Raw genomic sequence first — 17,046 nt, forward strand, 5'->3', positions numbered from 1 at the left:
TTTCCATCAGGGGATGCGCAACGCGCAGGGACCGCTCCGCACACAGCGGAACGAGTCCAAGCATAGGCGACGCGCCCGCCGCATCCGGGTAACCCCCGCCGCCCCCGGACAAGGGCGGGCAGATCCACGCGTCTTCGTACCGGTGCCGGCACGGATGACGCCACCGTTCTCTACCGACCCGTGGACCCGCCCTTGAGTGCCAGCTCCGCCAAGATGGGCAACACGCGCCGTTTCGAAGGCCGATGCATTGCGCTCAGGAGACCAGCCGGGTGCCCTCCGTCAGGAGGTCATCCAACCCGTAACGCAAAAGCTTACGTGCTGTGGAGTGAGAGTCAACAGCGCCCTGACCTGCGGCGATGTGCTTCGTCGCAGGTCAGGAGGGTGCGGGTCCCGGCGACTGATTCCCGCATCGGGGCAGCGTCAGGAGGCGGGGAAACCGTCGGCCGCGAACAGGCGCCGTCCCTCGTGCACGGTCTCGAGGCAGAGCGGCGCGTTCTCCGTGTCCAGGGCCGGCAGCAGAGGTGTGCCCGCCCTGGGATCGGTGCTCCAGGACTGCACGCGGTTGTCCGGTGTCTGCACCATGAGTTCGTCGACTTGCCACACCGCGAAGGACGCCGGGGTCCCTGGGGCGAGCTGGCCCATCATCGGACTGCGGCCCGCGAGCCGCCACCCCGCCCTGCTGTGGCCGATGAACGCGGCGCGGGCGGAGATGTTCTCCGAGCCGTTGCTGTGCTGCAGGCATGCGCGGACCGACGCCCAGGGATCGAGCGGTGTGACGGGGCTGTCCGAGCCGAGCGCCAGGAGGACCCCCGCGGACAGGAGGGACGCGAAACGGTTCATCCCGGCGCTGCGCCCCCCGAGCCGCTGCCCGTACAGGCCGCCGTCGATCCCCCACAGGGCGTCGAAGGCCGGCTGTCCGCTGACGGCGACGCCGTGGTGCACCAGGGCGTCGATGGCGGCGTCGTCGGCGAGTTCTACGTGTTCGAGGCGGTGGCGCGCCCGGCGCACGGCCTCCACGCCCAGCTCCCCCGCCGTCACCTCGAGCCCCCGCAGGACGACGTCGAGCCCGGCATCGCCGATGACGTGGAAGCCGGCCTGGACGGTCTCGGCGGTCGTGGCGAGCAGGTGGGCGGCGACGGCGTCCTCGTCGAGGTAGAGAGTCCCGCGGCTGCCGGGATCGTCGCTGTAGGGCTCCCGCAGCGCCGCGGTGCGCGAGCCGATGGAACCGTCGACGTTCAGGTCCCCGGCCAGGCCCGCGAGCCTGCCGCCGAAGCCCTGCATGAGCTCGCGGACCTCCTCGCGGGACGAGGTGAGCTGCGCCCAGTACGGGATGACCTCCGGCAGGGGGATCTCGCGCTGCGGGCCGTCGAGCGACAGGAGCGTCTCCAGGTCCTCCCGGGGCGCGATATGCGGGGCGGCCATCTCCGTGACCGCGACGTAGCCCCGGCTCGCGGCATGCAGCAGCGCGGCCCGCTGGTAGGTGCTGCGCTGGTCGGGGGTGAGGCTGCGGGTCGCCCGCCGTGCGGCCTCGTGCGCCGCGCGCACCACGAAGCCGTCGTCCCACCCGTCGAGGCCGGCGAGGCCCAGGCCCGCCGCGAGGGCGCCGGACACCACCGCGGAGTGGATGTCGGCCCGTACCAGGTAGACGAGGGCGCCCCCGCCGGCGCGGTCGAGTTCCGCAGCCGTCGGCACGCGCCGCTCCGGCCAGGACGACTCGTCCCAGCCGAAGCCGAGGATCGTCGCGGGTCCGGCCGTGGCCGCGGCGGACACCGCGGCCAGGAGCTCCGCGAGGGAGCGGCAGGCCGTCAGGTCGAGCGATCCGAGGGCGATCCCCGTCTCCGTCGTATGCGTGTGGGCATCGACGAACCCGGGCGTGATCAGGGCACCGTCCAGGTCGACGCTGCGCACGCCGGGCCCCTCGAGGTTCGTCGCAGCGTGTTCGGTCCCCACCCAGGCAACGGTCCCGCCGTCGACGAGCATGGCGGTGGCGAAGGGATCGGCGGGGCTGTAGACGGAGCCGTTGCGGTAGAGGACGGGGGTGGGGCGTGGGCTGGGCATGGGGTTGCGGCGAGGCTTTCTGTGGTCGGTGCGTTCCCGGAACGGGACTATTCACTGATGTTCGAGTATGCCACCACGCCGCGGCGGACCAGCCGGATCGCCCTGACGCACGTCTGCTGCAGGCCCCCCGGGAGGTCCGGCACCTTGGCCAGCTGGTCGAGGAGGTCGATGACCTGCTTCGACCAGCGGACGAAGTCCCCGGCAGCGAGTTCGGTCCCGCTCAGGGCGGCCTGCAGGGACCGGCCCTGCGCCCACTTGAACATCGGCCAGACGAGCGAGAGCTCCGGTTCGCTGGTGACGGGCAGCCGGTGCTGCTCCTCGACGTCGTTGAGCTGTGACCATTGCCGGATGATCGTCTCCACGGAACCCTCGAGGGACACGCTCGGCATGACCGGCCGCATGCCGCGCTCCTCGCGCTTCGCCTGGTACACGAGCACCGTGGTGAGGGCGGCGAGCTCCGCGGCGTCGAGGTCGCTGAAGGCACCCTCCTCGACGCAGAGCGCGATCAGGAGGTCCTTGTCGCCGTAGATGCGGCGCAGCTTCTGGCCCGAGGCGCTCACGGTCACGGCGTCGTCGGTGTACTCGAGGTACCCGTAGTGGCCGAGGACCTCGGAGACGCGGTCGAACGTCTTGGCGATGGTGTTGGTGCGGCCACGGATCTGCCCCGCGAGGTTGTCCGTCTCCCGGCGCAGCTTCCACCAGCGCTCCGCCCATCGCGCGTGCTGCTCCCGTTCGCTGCAGCCGTGGCAGGGGTGCGCCCTGAGCCGGCGCCGCAGGTCCGTGATGGCGCGCTCCTCGGCGGCCGCCGACGCAGAATGGCTCGCCGACACGCGGTCCGCACCGCGCCGGGGCGGCCGGTTCTCGGCCAGCGCGTTGCGCAGCGAGGAGGTCAGGTCACGGCGGTCCTTGGGGCTGCGCACGCTGAAGTGCTTGGGGATGCGGATACGGGAGAGAACCTCGACGGGGCCGTCCAGGTCCTGCACGCCCACCCGGCGGATCTGCGTCTCCAGGGTGAGCACGGTGGGACGGGGCTCGCGGGACGTGTCACCGTCGAGGACGACGGCGTAGCCCTGGCTCCTTCCCCCGGGGACGTCGATCACGTCACCCGGACGAAGGGCCTCGAGTGAGGTCTCGGCCGCCGAGCGCAGGTTCCGGGACCTGTCCCGCGACGCCCTCGACTCGAGGTCGGACAGCTCGCGCCGGAGGTTCGCGTACTCGCGGAAGTCGCCGAGGTGGCACGTCATGGACTTCTCGTAGCCCTTGAGCGATTCCTCGCGGCTGCGCACCTGCTTGGCGAGGCCGACGACGGACCGGTCCGCCTGGAACTGGGCGAAGGACGTCTCGAGGATCTCGCGGGAGCGCTCCTGCCCGAACTGCGCCATGAGGTTGATGCTCATGTTGTACGTCGGCCGGAAGCTCGAGTTCAGCGGATAGGTGCGGCGGGAGGCGAGGCCGGCCACCGCGCCGGGATCGGTGCCCGGCTGCCACAGGACCACGGCGTGGCCCTCGACATCGATCCCGCGCCGTCCAGCCCGCCCGGTGAGCTGCGTGTATTCCCCCGCCGTCACGTCCACGTGGGCCTCGCCGTTGAACTTGTCCAGCTTCTCGAGCACCACGGTCCGGGCTGGCATGTTCACCCCGAGGGCGAGGGTCTCCGTCGCGAACACGGCCTTGACCAGTCCCGCGGCGAACAGCCGCTCCACGATCTCCTTGAAGGTCGGCAGCATCCCGGCATGGTGCGCGGTGAAGCCACGGATGAGGCCCTCCCGCCACGTCCAGAAGCCGAGGATCTCGAGGTCGTCGCGCGGGATGTCCTGTGTGGCCTCGTCGATGGTCTCGCTGATCTCGTCGCGCTCGTCCTCCGTGGTGAGCCACAGCCCGGCGTGCAGGCACTGCGTCACCGCAGCCTCGCACCCCGCCCGGGAGAAGATGAACGTGATGGCGGGCAGGAGATCGGAGCGGTCCAGGGCGCTGATCACCTGCGGACGCGTGGCCCGCCGAACCACCGACATCTGCTGGGGGCCGCCTCGCCCGCTGCGCGACTTCCCGCGGCGGCCTCCCGCACCCCAGTTGGCCCGCTGGTTGAGCCGGATCTCGTTGCTCGCCAGGTCCAGCAGTTCGGGATTGACGTCGTACTGGTCGCGTGCGCCGGTCTCGGCCCCGGCGGGTGCGGCCTCGTCGAAGGCGATGTCCCCGGCGAACAGGTCGATCAGGTTCTGCCCCACCATCACGTGCTGCCACAGCGGGACGGGGCGGTGCTCGGACACGACGACGTCCGTGTCGCCGCGGACGGTGTCCAGCCACGCGCCGAACTCCTCGGCGTTGGACACCGTGGCGCTCAGCGACACGAGCTTGACCTCGGTGGGCAGGTGGATGATGACCTCCTCCCATACCGCTCCCCGGAAGCGGTCGGCGAGGTAGTGCACCTCGTCCATGACCACGTAGCCGAGGTTGTCGAGGGCGTCGGAGTTCGCGTACAGCATGTTCCGCAGCACCTCGGTGGTCATCACGATCACGTCGGCGTCGGCGTTGATGCTCGTGTCCCCCGTCAGCAGTCCCACGCGGTCGCTGCCGTGCACAGCCGCCAGCTCCGAGTACTTCTGATTGCTGAGGGCCTTGATGGGCGTGGTGTAGAAGGCCTTGAGGCCGTGCTGCAGGGCCATGAAGACCGCGAACTCGCCCACCACGGTCTTGCCGGCGCCCGTGGGCGCAGCCACGAGGACACCCCTGCCCGCCTCGAGGGCCGTGCACGCCTCCCGCTGGAACGGATCGAGCTCGAAGTCCAGGGTCTGCTCGAACCGGAACAGCTGGGTCCGTGAACGCTCCGTACGGGCCTTGGCAGCGGCATATCTCTCCGCGGGGGTGGTCATCATTCCACCCTAGACGCTCGGCACCGGCCCGGCATCCGGCGTCTGGGCGGACCATCCCGGCGCGGGGCGTGCTTCCGCCGATGCCGCCGCGGCCGGCCCGCCGGGACGGCCGGCAGGACGTCCGCTGCTAGACGGTGTCCAGGGACGAGGCGGTGTCGGCGGTGGCTTCGACGGCGGCTTCGCGGGCGGCGTTGCGGCGGGCGCGGCGTTTGTCGTTGAGCAGGCAGAGGCCGATGGCGACGAAGAACAGCAGCAGCAGCGGGACGGCGAGGTAGAACATGCTCAGCGCGTCCCCGCCGGGGGCGGCCATCGCGGCGAACAGGCACACGAGGAACACGGTGATCCGCCATGCCTTGAGGATCTGCTTGCCGGAGACCAGGCCCACCATGTTCAGGCCCACCAGGACCACGGGTAGCAGGAACGCGATGCCGAAGGCCAGCATGAGCCGCAGGACGAACGTGAAGTACACCGAGACGCTGATGTAGTTGGAGAAGTCCTCGGGGGTGAATTCGGTCAGGACCCGGACCGCGTTGGGCAGGATCAGCCACGCCAGGGCGATGCCTGCCAGGAACAGGGGGAACGCGACGGCGATGAACGCCAGCGCGATGCGGCGTTCCTTGGTCTTGAGCCCGGGGGTGATGAACGCCCACAGCTGGTACAGCCAGACCGGGCTGGAGATGACCAGGCCCAGGAACACGGAGACCTGGATGAGCAGGTCGAACGGGGAGGCGGCGCTGTCGAAGTTCAGCGACGCCGTCCTGCCGTCCTGGGCGTTGATCGCGATGATGGGCGCCGCCAGCGCCCGCAGGACCGGCTCGTAGATGAAGAATCCGGCGACCGTCGCGAGGAGAACCGCGATCGAGGACTTGAACAGCCGGTTGCGTGCCTCGCGCAGGTGTTCCTTCAGGGCCATGCGCCCCTCGGGGTTGGCCTTGCGCCCGCGCGGGCGGGCCTTTGCTGGTGACACGGGGACGTTCCGGGCCTACTGGCTGGTGGAGGAGGTACTGCCGTGCTGCGGACCGCCCGCGGGGTACTGCCCGTCGGCGCGTCCCTCAGCGTGTCCCTGGTTCCGGGCCTCGCCCGGGTAGGGCGCCTGCCGGCCGGGCTGACCGGGCTGACCGTACGGTTGGCCCTGGGGCTCGCCCTGGTGCTGGCCGGGCTGGTAGGTGGGGGTGTAGGTCTGCGGTGCCGGGTTGGTGACGACACGGCCCTCGACGGGGTCCGTGCCCGGGTCGTTGTTCTCGTCCTTCATCTGCTTCACCTCGGACTTGAAGATCCGCAGGGACTGGCCCACGCTGCGCGCCAGACCAGGCAGCTTCGGAGCGCCGAACAGAACGATCGCAAGAACGATGATGATGACGATGTGCCAGCCTTCGAGCCTCATGCCCAATTCCTCTCGTTGATCCCCCTCCAGTTTAGGTCACAGGTGGGGCATGTCCTGCAGGAGCTGGGGCTGGCCGCGCCCGGCGCGCTTGACGATCCGGCGGCTGCGCCGGTCGTCGATCCGACGGAGCCGTGCGAGATCGCGGGCGGCCCGGACATCCTCGGGCCTCGAGAACACGGCGGGGACGGGGATCCCGGGGACGCCGCGGGTGGGAGGCGCACCGGCGTCGTCAGACGGGACGTTAACCTCGAGGCGGTCCATCGCTTCCCCGAATTCACCGAGAGTTCGCATTCCGCGGCGGAAGACGCGGAAGCCGACCACCACCAGGAAGATCACGCTGACGGCCACCAGCGCAACCCACAGCACGATCCACATCCACCAGAGCATGGCTTCAGTCTAGGCCAGGGCCTGGTGCGCGCGGGCGGCCTCGAGCCAGCGGAGGGTCTCCTCGCGCAGTTCGTCCGGTGCCACGACGGCCGCGGACCCGCCGAGGCCGGCGACGAGGCCGGGGATCCACGCACTCGAGGCGACCTTCAGTCGGGCAGCGAGCCGGTCCTCGCCGAGTTCCTGCACGGCGTCCGCGTTGTACTGGGCTGCGATCCAACGGGCCCGGGGCTCCAGCAGGAGCGTGACGGCCTGATCGGTGGTGCCGGAACGGTAGGGCAGGGCGGTCTGCCGGTCCCGGGCGAGGGACTCCTCGTCCACGAGCGCGGTGGCGGGCTGGTCCGTGAGCGTGGCGGTCTGGATGCGGTCGAGCCGGAAGTTGCGCAGGCCGTCGGAGTCCACGCTCCATGCCTCCAGGTACCAGGTGTCCTGGTGCAGGAAGATCCGGATGGGCTCGACCAGACGGTGCGTGATCTCGTCGCGCGTCGGCACGAAGTAATCGACTGCCACCCGCACCCGGGAGTGCAGGGCTGCCTGCAGCACCTCGAGCGTCGGGTCGATGTCGTCCTCCGTCAGCTTGGTGGCCACGGCGGTGCCGATGCGGGCGGCGTCCCCCGTGGCGGCCGTCAGCTTCGTCTGGGCGCTGACGATCGCCTCGTTGTTCCTCATGCCGGGCAGCTCCCGCAGGGCCTGCAGCCCGACGATCAGGGAGCATGCCTCGTCCATGCTCAGCTTCACGGGCTCCGCGAGGTCGCGCGCGTTCGTCAGGTAGATCCGGCCGTCCTCGATGTTCACGTCCATCAGGCCGTCGGGGTAGTGCCGCGGGCCGCTCACGAACAGCAGGTCCAGGTCCTTGGTCAGCTGGCTCTCACTGATGTCGAACTTGGCCGCCGTCTCCTCCACCTCGGCCCCGGGGTGCGCGAGGAGGTACGGCACGAGGTCGAGCAGGCGCAGCAGGTGGTCCTGCGCGGAGGACTTCCGCCGCGGCGCCTGCCGCACCCCCTTGGGGAACTCGAGCCCGCGCGGTGCCGCCACCGCGGCGTCGTACGCGCCCTCCAGAAGCCGTCCGACCTCCGCTGCCAGCTCCTGCGGATCCTCGACGCGGGCGTTGACCCCCAGTCCGGCCACGGTCGCCGCCATGGGGCTCGACGCCGCGTACGGCACGCGCAGGATGTCCCACTCCTCCCCCGTCTGGAGGACCTCCGTCTCCTTGCGGACCCTGAGGACCTGGCAGGAGCCGGGCCGGACGGCGACGACGGCGACACGGTCGGGCTCCCTGCGGGACAGGGAGGAGAGCGTCTGGTTCATGTCGAAGGACGCAGGTACCTCGAAGGTGCCCTCCAGCACCACGGGCTCGCCGGTCATCCGGGAGAGCCGGAAGAAGCGCTCGGCCTGGCGGGTGGTGTCGTAGCCCACCACGTACCAGTGGCCGAAGCGGGCCCCCATGCCCCACGGGTGCACGGTCCTCAGCTCCTCGCGGCCCGTGCTGGCGGCCCGGTACGGGAAGCGCAGGGGTGCGCGGGAGGTGAGCGCCTGCCAGACGATGTCCCAATAGGGGGCGTCCGTGGTGATCCGGGGCTGGATGAGGGGCGTGAGCTCGATCCCGCCGTCGGTACTCCGCGAGCTCAGCTTCCTCAGGGCACGGGAGGCCGCGGAGTCGAGGGAGCCCTGGTCCCAGACGCCCGCGGCCAGGTTCAGCACGGCGTATTCCTCGGGCTGGAACGTGACGCCGCCCAGACGGTAGTCCTCGGCGCTGATGCGGTACCGCTGCACCGTGTTGTCGTTGTCGAACAGGGTGTCCTCGCTGAAGGACTCCAGCGGGATGCCCTGCTCGCGCAGCGCCGCCTTGTCCCGGTCGAAGAGCTTCTCGCGGGCCGCTGCGGACGTCGCCTCGCGGTACAGGTCGATCTCCTCGAACAACTCCTCCTTCGTGAATCCGCGGCGGCTCGAGAGGAGCATGATCACGAGGGTGAGGAGGCGTTCGGTACGTTTTGCGGACACGGGGAAACCCTACCTTCACTGGAAGCGGCAGGAGGGACGCAGGCCAACCGGGGTTGACCTGCGTCCCTCCTGGACGGTGCTACTGTGCGATCCTGCTCGACGGTGCTGATCGACGATGCTGATCGACGATGCTGCCGGACCGCCGGGTCGAACGCCCGGGCCGCGGCTAGCGGACCGCGAGCAGGTCCACGACGAAGATGAGCGCCTCGTTCGGTCCGATGGCCGACCCGGCACCGCTCGGCCCGTAGGCCAGGTGCGACGGGATCTCGAGGCGGCGTCGCCCGCCGACCTTCATGCCGAGCAGGCCCTGGTCCCAGCCCTGGATGACCTGGCCCACGCCGACGCGGAAATCGAGCGGGGCTCCGCGGTTCCAGGAGGCGTCGAACTCCTCGCCCGTCGAGAATGCGACCCCTACATAGTGCGTGGAGACGGTGTTGCCTGCCTTCGCCTCGTCACCGGTTCCCTCGATGATGTCCTCGATGACGAGGTCGGTGGGTACCGCGTGGTCGGGGAAGTCGATCTCGGGCTTCTGCCGGTCGAAGCTGCGCTGTCCGAAGGACATGGTTTTCCTTTCGTCGGAGGATGGGGATACGGAAGGGAGGGAACGTACGTCTGGGACGGCCCGGACTACTGGGCGGCTTCCTTGCCGGTGATCTCGACGTAGAACACGAGCGTGCCGGAGGGCTGGCCCTGGGTCGCGTTGGGGTAGGCCCACGGCTCGGGGATGACGAGCAGGACCTTGGAGCCGACCTTCTGGCCGGTGAGGCCCTTCGTCCAGCCGGTGATGACGCCGGTCAGAGGGAAGGTCGCGGGCTCGCCGCGGTCGAAGCTCGAGTCGAACTTCTCGCCGTCGTAGGTCCAGCCGGTGTAGTTCGCCGTGATGGTGTCGGCCTCGGCGAGCACCTCGCCGTCGCCCTCCTCGAGCACCTTCACGACGAGGTCGTCGGAGGGCTCGTTCTCGGGGATGGTGACCTCGGGGGCTCCGTTCTCACCGAAGGTGAAGGTGGGCAGCCGGCCCTCGTCGTCGAGCTTCTTGACGTCCTCGGGAGAGAGGACCGCGGGCTCGGGCGGGGGCTGCTCGGAGGAGATGACCTTGAGCACGAGGATCTGCTTCGGGTTCTCGGGTGCACCCTCGGGCGCACCCTCCGGGGCCTCGGGGGCGGGGGCGGCGAAGGCGACCTGCGAGCCGACCTTCGTGCCGATGAGGACCTCGTAGAGTTCGGGGAACTGGCCCTTGAAGCTCTCATCCATGGGGAGCACCTGGGGCTCACCCTGGCTGTACGTGTCCCCGAGGACGGCGCCGTCCTCGGCGTTGAGCGCCACGAGCTGCACGCGGATCTGCTCGCCCTCGTTGATCTCGGCTCCTTCGCCCTCGGCCACCGTCTTGGCGGCGGCGGCGCTGGTGTCCAGCGGCGACTCGAACTCGACCGTCGGTGCTTCCTCGTCGGACCCGCCGCTCACCTTGACCGTGTCGAAGATCTCGGCGGCGCCCGCCGATTTCCCCGTCGAGGTACCGCCGCATGCTGTCAGCAACAGCAGCAGGGGAAGGAGGATCGCTAGTACTTTTCGCACAGAACCACTTTCAGATCGATGTTCAGGTCACGCCGCCCGCGGACCAAAGGCCCCGACCAGCCTAACGGCTCGGGCTGGGCGCTTTCTCCTCCGGACCCGCTGTTGACGGCCGATCACCCGTCGCGGTGCTGCGTGCGCGGCATCACAGTTGCTGCAGGAGTGCCTCGACGCGCTCGTCGACGGAGGTGAACGGGTCCTTGCAGAGGATGGTCTGCTGTGCGCGGTCGTTGAGCTTCAGGTGCACCCAGTCCACCGTGTAGTCGCGGTTGGCCTCCTTCGCCCGGCGGACGAATTCGCCGCGGAGCCTGGCACGCGTGGTCTGCGGCGGCACGTCCACCGCCTCCTTGACGGCGGTGTCGTCCACCACCCGGGCGGTCTCCCCGTGGGACTGGAGCAGGAAGAACAGGCCGCGGGACCGCGAGATGTCGTGATATGTGAGATCGAGCTGGGCCGCCCTGGCGGAGTCGAGGTCCTCCCCCGAGCGCTCCAGGTAGCGGTCTATCAGCTTCTTCTTGATCGCCCAGTCCACCTCCCTGTCGATGCGGCCGGTGTCCCCCGTCTCCACGGCGTCGAGCACCCGCTCCCACAGGTCCAGGATGGTCGGCACGTGCTGATTGTGCGCGCCGTGCCGGTCCACGAACCCCGTCAGGCGGTCCAGGTACTCCCGCTGCATCTCCAGCGCGGTCATGTGCCGGCCGTTCGCGAGCTTCAGCAGGTGCCGGCCCGTGAGGTCGTGGGAGATCTCGCGGATGCTCCGGATGGGGTTCTCCAGCCGGAAGTCGCGCATCATCTCCCCTGCCTCGACCATGCGCAGCAGCAGGTCGACGGAGCCGACCTTGAGCAGCATCGTGGTCTCGGACATGTTCGAGTCGCCGGCGATCACGTGGAGGCGGCGGTAGTGCTCGGCGTCGGCATGCGGTTCGTCGCGCGTGTTGATGATCGGGCGGGAGCGGGTCGTGGCCGAGGAGATACCCTCCCATAGGTGGTCCGCGCGCTGCGAGAACGCGTAGAGGGAACCGGTCTGCGTCTTCAGGACCTTGCCGGCACCGACGAGCAGCTGCCGCGTCACGAGGAACGGGATGAGGATGTCCGCGAGCCGTGCGAACTCCAGCTTGCGCGGGATGAGGTAGTTCTCGTGGCTGCCGTAGGAGTTGCCCGCGGAATCGGTGTTGTTCTTGAAGAGGTAGATCTTGCCGTCGTAACCCTCCTGCGCCAGCTTGCGCTGCGCCTCGGAGACGAGGTCCTCCAGGATCAGTTCGCCGGCGCGGTCGTGGGCGACGAGCTGGGCGAGGTCGTCGCACTCCGCGGTGGCGTACTCGGGGTGGGAGCCGACGTCGAGGTAGAGGCGTGACCCGTTGGTGAGGAAGACGTTGGAGGACCGGCCCCAGCTGACGACCTTGCGGAAGAGGTACCGGGCCACCTCCTCGGGAGACAGCGGACGCGAGTTGGGGCCCGAGTAGGAGATCCCGAACTCGGTCTCGACCCCGAAGATCCGCCGGTCCATCAGGTGTCCTGTCCGTCCTGCGCCAGGAGGGCCTCGAGCTCGGGGCCCCCGATGCGGCGGAAGGCGCGGCGGGTCCCCCGCAGCGTGTCGGGGTCGCGTTCGAGGAAGGCGACCTCGAGGACGGTCGGATCGAGGGGCTGGACTGTGTCCGCCGGTGTGCCGGGCGACGCGGCGTCGTTCCGCAGGGCACGCGCGGCGGCGCGGACGGCGTCGGTGAGGCCGAGATCGGTGGACCAGGCACCGCGCAGGGCCTCGATGACGACGTCGGCGGCACCGCCCATGACCACGAAGCCCGACTCGTCGGCGATCGAGCCGTCGAACGTCAGCCGGTAGAGGTGGTCGGCCTCCTGGGTGCGGCCCACCTCGGCCACCACGAGTTCCACCTCGAAGGGCTTGCTCTCGGCGGTGAACACGGCGCCCAGGCTCTGTGCGTAGACGCTGGCGAGCCCCCGGGCCGTGACGTCCTCCCGGGCGTAGGAGTAGCCGCGCACGTCCGCGTAGCGCACCCCCGCCTGCCGGAGGCTCTCGAACTCGTTGTACTTGCCGACGGCTGCGAAGGCGATGCGATCGTAGATCTCGCCCAGCTTGTGCAGCGAGGGCGAGGGATTCTCGGCAACGAGGGCGATGCCGTCGTAGCAGCTCATCACCACCACCGACCTGCCCCGCCCGATGCCCTTCCGCGCAAAATCCGCGCGGTCCTTCATCAGCTGCTCGGGGGACACGTAGAACTGCTGGGTCACCGCTAGGCCTCCCTGCCGGCCGCGGAGCGGGCATCGATGACCGAGCGCGAGGCGGCCTCGAGGTCGCGCTCCGGGATGCGGCGGGCACCTGCCGCGTCGACGACGTAGACCACGGGCCACAGCGAGCGCACGGCGTCAGGTCCGCCCGTCGCGGAGTCGTCGTCCGCGGCGTCGTAGAGGGCCTCCACGGCGACGCGCACCGCCGACGCCTCGTCCAGGCGCGGGTTCCACAGCTTCTTGAGCGCTCCCCGGGCGAAGACCGACCCGGAGCCGATCGAGTGGTGCTCGTGCTCCTCGTACCGTCCGCCCGTCACGTCGAAGGAGAACAGCCGTCCGGTGTGGCGGTCGGCGTCGAACCCGGCGAAGAGCGGGACGACGGCGAGTCCCTGCATGGCCATCGGGAGGTTCTGCCGGACCATCGCGGCGAGCCGGTTGGCCTTGCCGTCGAGGCTCATCATGGTGGCCTCGATCTTCTCGTAGTGCTCGAGCTCCACCTGGAACAGGCGGGCGAGGTCCACCCCGATCCCGGCGCTGCCGGCGATGCCGAGGACGGAGTAGTGGTCGGCGCGGAAGACTTTCTCGATGTGGCGGCTCGCGATGACGTTGCCCATCGTGGCGCGCCGGTCACCGGCCATGAGGACCCCGCCGGGGAAGCTCAGGGAGACGATCGTGGTGGCGTGAGGGGCCAGGTGGGCGGCGTCCGCCGCCGGGCTCACCGGACCGAGCGTCCGGTTGGACGGCAGCAGTGCGGGGTGGTGCACACCGAGATAGTCGGCGAACGAGGTCGAGGCGGCGCGGGGAACCGTTGCTGCTGCTTCGTCCGGGAGCATCCGCTACTGGCCGCCCTTCTGCACGAATCCACGCACGAACTCCTCCGCGTTGGACTCGAGGACGCCGTCGATCTCATCGAGGAGGTCGTCCACGCCCTGGGTCTGCGTGGAGTCCTGGGCCGCGGGGGCGGCGGGGCCGGGCTCGGGGATCTCCTCCTCCACCTCGGAGGCCGATCCGCTGGTGTTCCTGCGGTCCTGCGTAGCCATTGGGCTCCCCTTCCGTGCATGCGTGATCCGATGTGGGATCAGGTTCCTATGGTGCCACGCGGCGATCGGGGCCGCTCAACAATCGGGCGAGGAAATCCTCTGCGTCGGCTGCTACGTCGAACAATTCGGCCGTCAGCGCCGCCGTTCCCCGCAACGGCTCGCGGGTCTGGACGCGCTGCAGCCTGCGCTCCCCCGCGAGTTCGAAGATCAGCGAGTCCCAGCTCGCGCCCACCACGGCCGCCGGGTACTCGGCGATGCAGCGGCCCCGGAAGTAGGCCCGCGTGTCCCTCGGCGGCTCGACGGCAGCGCGGGCCACGTCGGCGGGTGACACCAGCAGGTCGACGTCGTTGCGGCGTGCGAGGCGCTGGTAGATCCCCTTCTCCGGGCGCAGGTCCGCGTACTGCAGGTCGATCAGGGCCAGGCGGGGATCGGTCCAGGCGAGGCCGTCCCGCGCCCGGTACGCCTCCAGCACCTTCAGCTTGGCGATCCAGTCCACCTGGCGCGCGGCGTCCATCGGATCGCGGCGCAGCGTCGCCAGGAGTGACTGCCAGCGGTCGACGACGTCGCGCGTCTGCTCGTCGGCATCCGTGGGCAGGGCGGCGAGGACCGCCTCGCAGTACAGCTCCTGCAGGTCGAGACCGGTCAGGTCCCGGCCGTCGGTCAGGCGCACCGTGGCCCGCAGCGTCGGGTCATGGCTGATGGTGCGCAGCGCCTCCACCGGGTCCGCGAGGACCGGGACCGGTGCGAGGCCCTGCTCGATCAGCGAGAGCACCAGGGAGGTCGTCCCCACCTTCAGGTAGTTCGACACCTCGTTGAGGTTCGCGTCGCCGATGATGACGTGGAGCCGCCGGTACTTCTCGGCGACGGCATGCGGCTCGTCCCGCGTGTTGATGATGGGACGCCGCACCGTGGTCTCGAGGCCGATCTCGTTCTCGAAGAAGTCCGCCCGCTGGCTCACCTGGAATCCGGGCGCCTGGTTGAGCGGACCGAGGCCCACGCGCCCGGCCCCGCAGATGATCTGGCGGGAGACGAAGAAGGGGATGAGCGCTTCGGCGAGCTTCGTGAAGGGGACGCTGCGGGGTACGAGGTAGTTCTCGTGGGCCCCGTAGGACACGCTCTTGCTGTCGGTGTTGTTCTTGTACAGGATGACGGGCGAGAAGCCGGGCATGGTCCCGATGCGCTGCATGGCGGTGACTGCGACGTGGTCGCCCGCCCGGTCCCACAGGACCGCGTCGAGGGGGTTGGTCACCTCCGGCGAGGAGTACTCGGGGTGGGCATGGTCGACATAAAGCCTCGCCCCGTTGTTGAGCACCAGGTTCATGAGCACGGCGGCGTCGACGGGCTCTCCGCGTTCGAGCGCGATCTGCTCGGCGGTCAGCTCGGCGGACTCGTCGGTCAGCTGGCTCGGGTGCGCGGCGGCGCGATCCATCCGGAAGCCGCGCGCGTCCGTCAGCGGGGTCTCGTCCGTGTAGTCCCACCGCGTCCCGGCGAGATTGCCGAGCCCCTCGCGCAGGGTCGCCGCGTACGCGTTGACCACCTGCGAGGACAGCAGCGTCGGATTCGCGGACGGCAGGGCGGGGGCGATGATCCCGTACTCGGTCTCGGTCCCCATGACCCGGTGGACGGAGATCCCCTCACCCACCCGGGGCAGCGTGTCCTCGGGCCCGGTCCCTCGTCCCCCGGTTCCGATCACAGATACTGGCCCGTATTCGCCGTCGTCTCGATGGACTTGCCGGGTTCCTGGCCGGCCTTGCCCTGCACGATGGTCCTGATGTAGGTGATGCGCTCGCCCTTCTTACCGGAGATGCGCGCCCAGTCGTCGGGGTTCGTGGTGTTCGGCATGTCCTCGTGCTCCCGGAACTCGTCCACCACGGCCCGCATGAGGTGCTCGATGCGCAGGCCCTTGCTGCCGTCGAGGAGGAGGTCCTTGATGGCGTACTTCTTGGCGCGGTCCACCACGTTCTGGATCACGGCGCCGGAGTTGAAGTCCTTGAAGTACAGCATCTCGGTGTCCCCGTTGGCGTAGGTCACCTCGAGGTACTCGTTGGACTTGTCCGTCGAGTACATCTTCTCCACAGTTCGGCGGATCATCTCGGAGATGGTGGTCTGCGGATCATGCCCGTTCTCCGCGAGGTCGTCGGCATGCAGCGGCAGGTCGGCGGTGATGTACTTGGCGAAGATCTCGGCGGCGCCCTCGGCGTCGGGCCGCTGGATCTTGATCTTCACGTCCAGGCGGCCCGGCCGCAGGATCGCCGGATCGATCATGTCCTCGCGGTTCGAGGCGCCGATGACGATCACGTTCTCGAGCTTCTCCACGCCGTCGATCTCGCTCAGGAGCTGGGGCACGATGGTGGTCTCGACGTCGGAGGACACTCCTGTGCCTCGGGTGCGGAACAGCGAGTCCATCTCGTCGAAGAACACCACCACGGGGCTGCCGTCCGAGGCCTTCTCGCGGGCCCTGGCGAAGATGAGCCGGATGTGGCGCTCGGTCTCGCCCACGTACTTGTCCAGCAGTTCCGGGCCCTTGATGTTCAGGAAGTAGCTCCGGATCTGCTCCACGCCGGCCCGCTCCGCGGCGCGCGCCGCGAGGGAGTTGGCGACGGCTTTCGCGATGAGGGTCTTGCCGCACCCGGGAGGCCCGTAGAGCAGGATCCCCTTGGGCGGCTTGAGGCCGTGCTCCCGGTAGAGGTCCGGGTGCAGGAAGGGCAGCTCGACCGCGTCGCGGATCTGCTCGATCTGGGGGCCGAGCCCGCCGATGTCGCCGTAGGCGATGTCCGGGACCTCCTCGAGCACGAGGTTCTCCACCTCGCTGCGCGGCACCTTCTCGAGACCGTAGCCGGACTTCGTGTCGACGGCGAGCGCGTCTCCCACCCGGATCTGCTCGGCCCGCAACGGCCCGCTGAGCCTGATGACGCGTTCGTCGTCGGTGCGGCCCACCACGAGGGCACGATCGGCGCCCAGGAGCTCCTTGACCGTGACGATCTCTCCGGCTCGCTCGTAGCCGAGCGCCGCGACGACGGTGAGGGACTCGTTGAGCAGCACCTCCTGGCCCGGGGCGAGCTGGCGGACGTTGATCAGGGGGCTGACGGTGACGCGGAGCTTCCGCCCCGACTGCAGGATGTCCGCCGTGTCCTGCACGGTCGCCTCGGTGGTGGTCCCCGGTTCCGAGGGCCGCTTCGGGTTCACCTGCATCACGGTGGCGAAGCTGAAGGGTGCCGCGCCCTCCTTCTCGAGGGCGGCCTTGAGCCGTACGATCTCCGTGCGGGCGGACTCGAGGGCCGAGACGAGCCTGCCGTTGTTCTGCGTGGCCGCGGCCAGCTGGCGGTCGATCGACCGCAGCTTGTCCCGCACCACGTTCAGCTGGCGCTGGGCGACGGAGTGCTCGGCGGAGGGGCCGGCCGCAGGCGGGAGGGGCCCCCGCTGGTCAGCGCCGGGAGGGTAGTCGTCGGGTTCCGCCATGTCGGTTCGCCACCTCACGTTCGAACTTTCAGCTGTC

At 69.7% G+C, this 17,046-nt stretch carries 14 protein-coding genes; all 14 read right to left on the reverse strand.

The genetic code is table 11. The features are described from left to right. Positions 1-420: 420 nt before the first annotated feature. Positions 421-2,058: an amidohydrolase gene (locus CI785_RS02950; protein WP_105030618.1), complete on the reverse strand. Its 1,638-nt coding sequence runs from the start codon at positions 2,056-2,058 to the stop codon at positions 421-423. Between the two features lie 47 nt (positions 2,059-2,105). Continuing rightward, a complete protein-coding gene (locus tag CI785_RS02955) occupies positions 2,106-4,928 on the reverse strand; it encodes a DEAD/DEAH box helicase (protein WP_105030619.1) in 2,823 nt (940 codons plus the stop codon). 127 nt (positions 4,929-5,055) lie between these two features. Continuing rightward, positions 5,056-5,841 carry a twin-arginine translocase subunit TatC gene (gene tatC / locus CI785_RS02960; protein WP_105030620.1) on the reverse strand — a complete coding sequence of 262 codons (786 nt, stop codon included), beginning with the start codon at positions 5,839-5,841 and terminating at the stop codon, positions 5,056-5,058. Positions 5,842-5,910: 69 nt separating this feature from the next. Beyond that, positions 5,911-6,312 (reverse strand): Sec-independent protein translocase subunit TatA, encoded by a 402-nt coding sequence (tatA, locus tag CI785_RS17630; protein ID WP_105030621.1) that lies wholly within the window; start codon positions 6,310-6,312, stop codon positions 5,911-5,913. A 36-nt stretch (positions 6,313-6,348) separates the two neighbouring features. Then, positions 6,349-6,699, reverse strand: a complete 351-nt coding sequence (locus CI785_RS02970) for a hypothetical protein (protein WP_105030622.1) — start codon at positions 6,697-6,699, stop codon at positions 6,349-6,351. Positions 6,700-6,708: 9 nt separating this feature from the next. Next, complete coding sequence (locus CI785_RS02975) at positions 6,709-8,697, reverse strand: helix-turn-helix transcriptional regulator (protein ID WP_105030623.1); 1,989 nt, start codon at positions 8,695-8,697, stop codon at positions 6,709-6,711. Positions 8,698-8,863: 166 nt separating this feature from the next. Further along, positions 8,864-9,259 (reverse strand): FKBP-type peptidyl-prolyl cis-trans isomerase, encoded by a 396-nt coding sequence (locus CI785_RS02980; RefSeq protein WP_105030624.1) that lies wholly within the window; start codon positions 9,257-9,259, stop codon positions 8,864-8,866. A gap of 65 nt (positions 9,260-9,324) precedes the next feature. Continuing rightward, positions 9,325-10,269, reverse strand: coding sequence for an FKBP-type peptidyl-prolyl cis-trans isomerase (locus CI785_RS02985; RefSeq protein ID WP_157940135.1), 945 nt, complete (start codon positions 10,267-10,269; stop codon positions 9,325-9,327). A 142-nt stretch (positions 10,270-10,411) separates the two neighbouring features. Further along, positions 10,412-11,773: a Pup--protein ligase gene (gene pafA / locus CI785_RS02990; protein WP_105030626.1), complete on the reverse strand. Its 1,362-nt coding sequence runs from the start codon at positions 11,771-11,773 to the stop codon at positions 10,412-10,414. After that, on the reverse strand, positions 11,773-12,513 hold the full coding sequence (gene prcA, locus CI785_RS02995) for a proteasome subunit alpha (RefSeq protein WP_105030627.1): 741 nt from the start codon (positions 12,511-12,513) through the stop codon (positions 11,773-11,775). Before prcA ends, pafA begins: the two co-directional genes overlap by 1 nt. Before the next feature lie 2 nt (positions 12,514-12,515). Beyond that, positions 12,516-13,343, reverse strand: a complete 828-nt coding sequence (gene prcB, locus CI785_RS03000) for a proteasome subunit beta (protein WP_105030628.1) — start codon at positions 13,341-13,343, stop codon at positions 12,516-12,518. A gap of 3 nt (positions 13,344-13,346) precedes the next feature. Beyond that, entirely contained in the window at positions 13,347-13,550 is a 204-nt protein-coding gene (locus CI785_RS03005; protein ID WP_105030629.1) for a ubiquitin-like protein Pup, read from the reverse strand. 46 nt (positions 13,551-13,596) lie between these two features. After that, positions 13,597-15,162 (reverse strand): depupylase/deamidase Dop, encoded by a 1,566-nt coding sequence (gene dop / locus CI785_RS03010; RefSeq protein ID WP_105030787.1) that lies wholly within the window; start codon positions 15,160-15,162, stop codon positions 13,597-13,599. A 77-nt stretch (positions 15,163-15,239) separates the two neighbouring features. Beyond that, positions 15,240-17,009, reverse strand: coding sequence for a proteasome ATPase (gene arc, locus CI785_RS03015; RefSeq protein ID WP_105030630.1), 1,770 nt, complete (start codon positions 17,007-17,009; stop codon positions 15,240-15,242). Positions 17,010-17,046 lie beyond the last annotated feature (37 nt).

The organism is Arthrobacter ruber (assembly GCF_002954225.1).
Classification (GTDB): domain Bacteria; phylum Actinomycetota; class Actinomycetes; order Actinomycetales; family Micrococcaceae; genus Arthrobacter_D; species Arthrobacter_D ruber.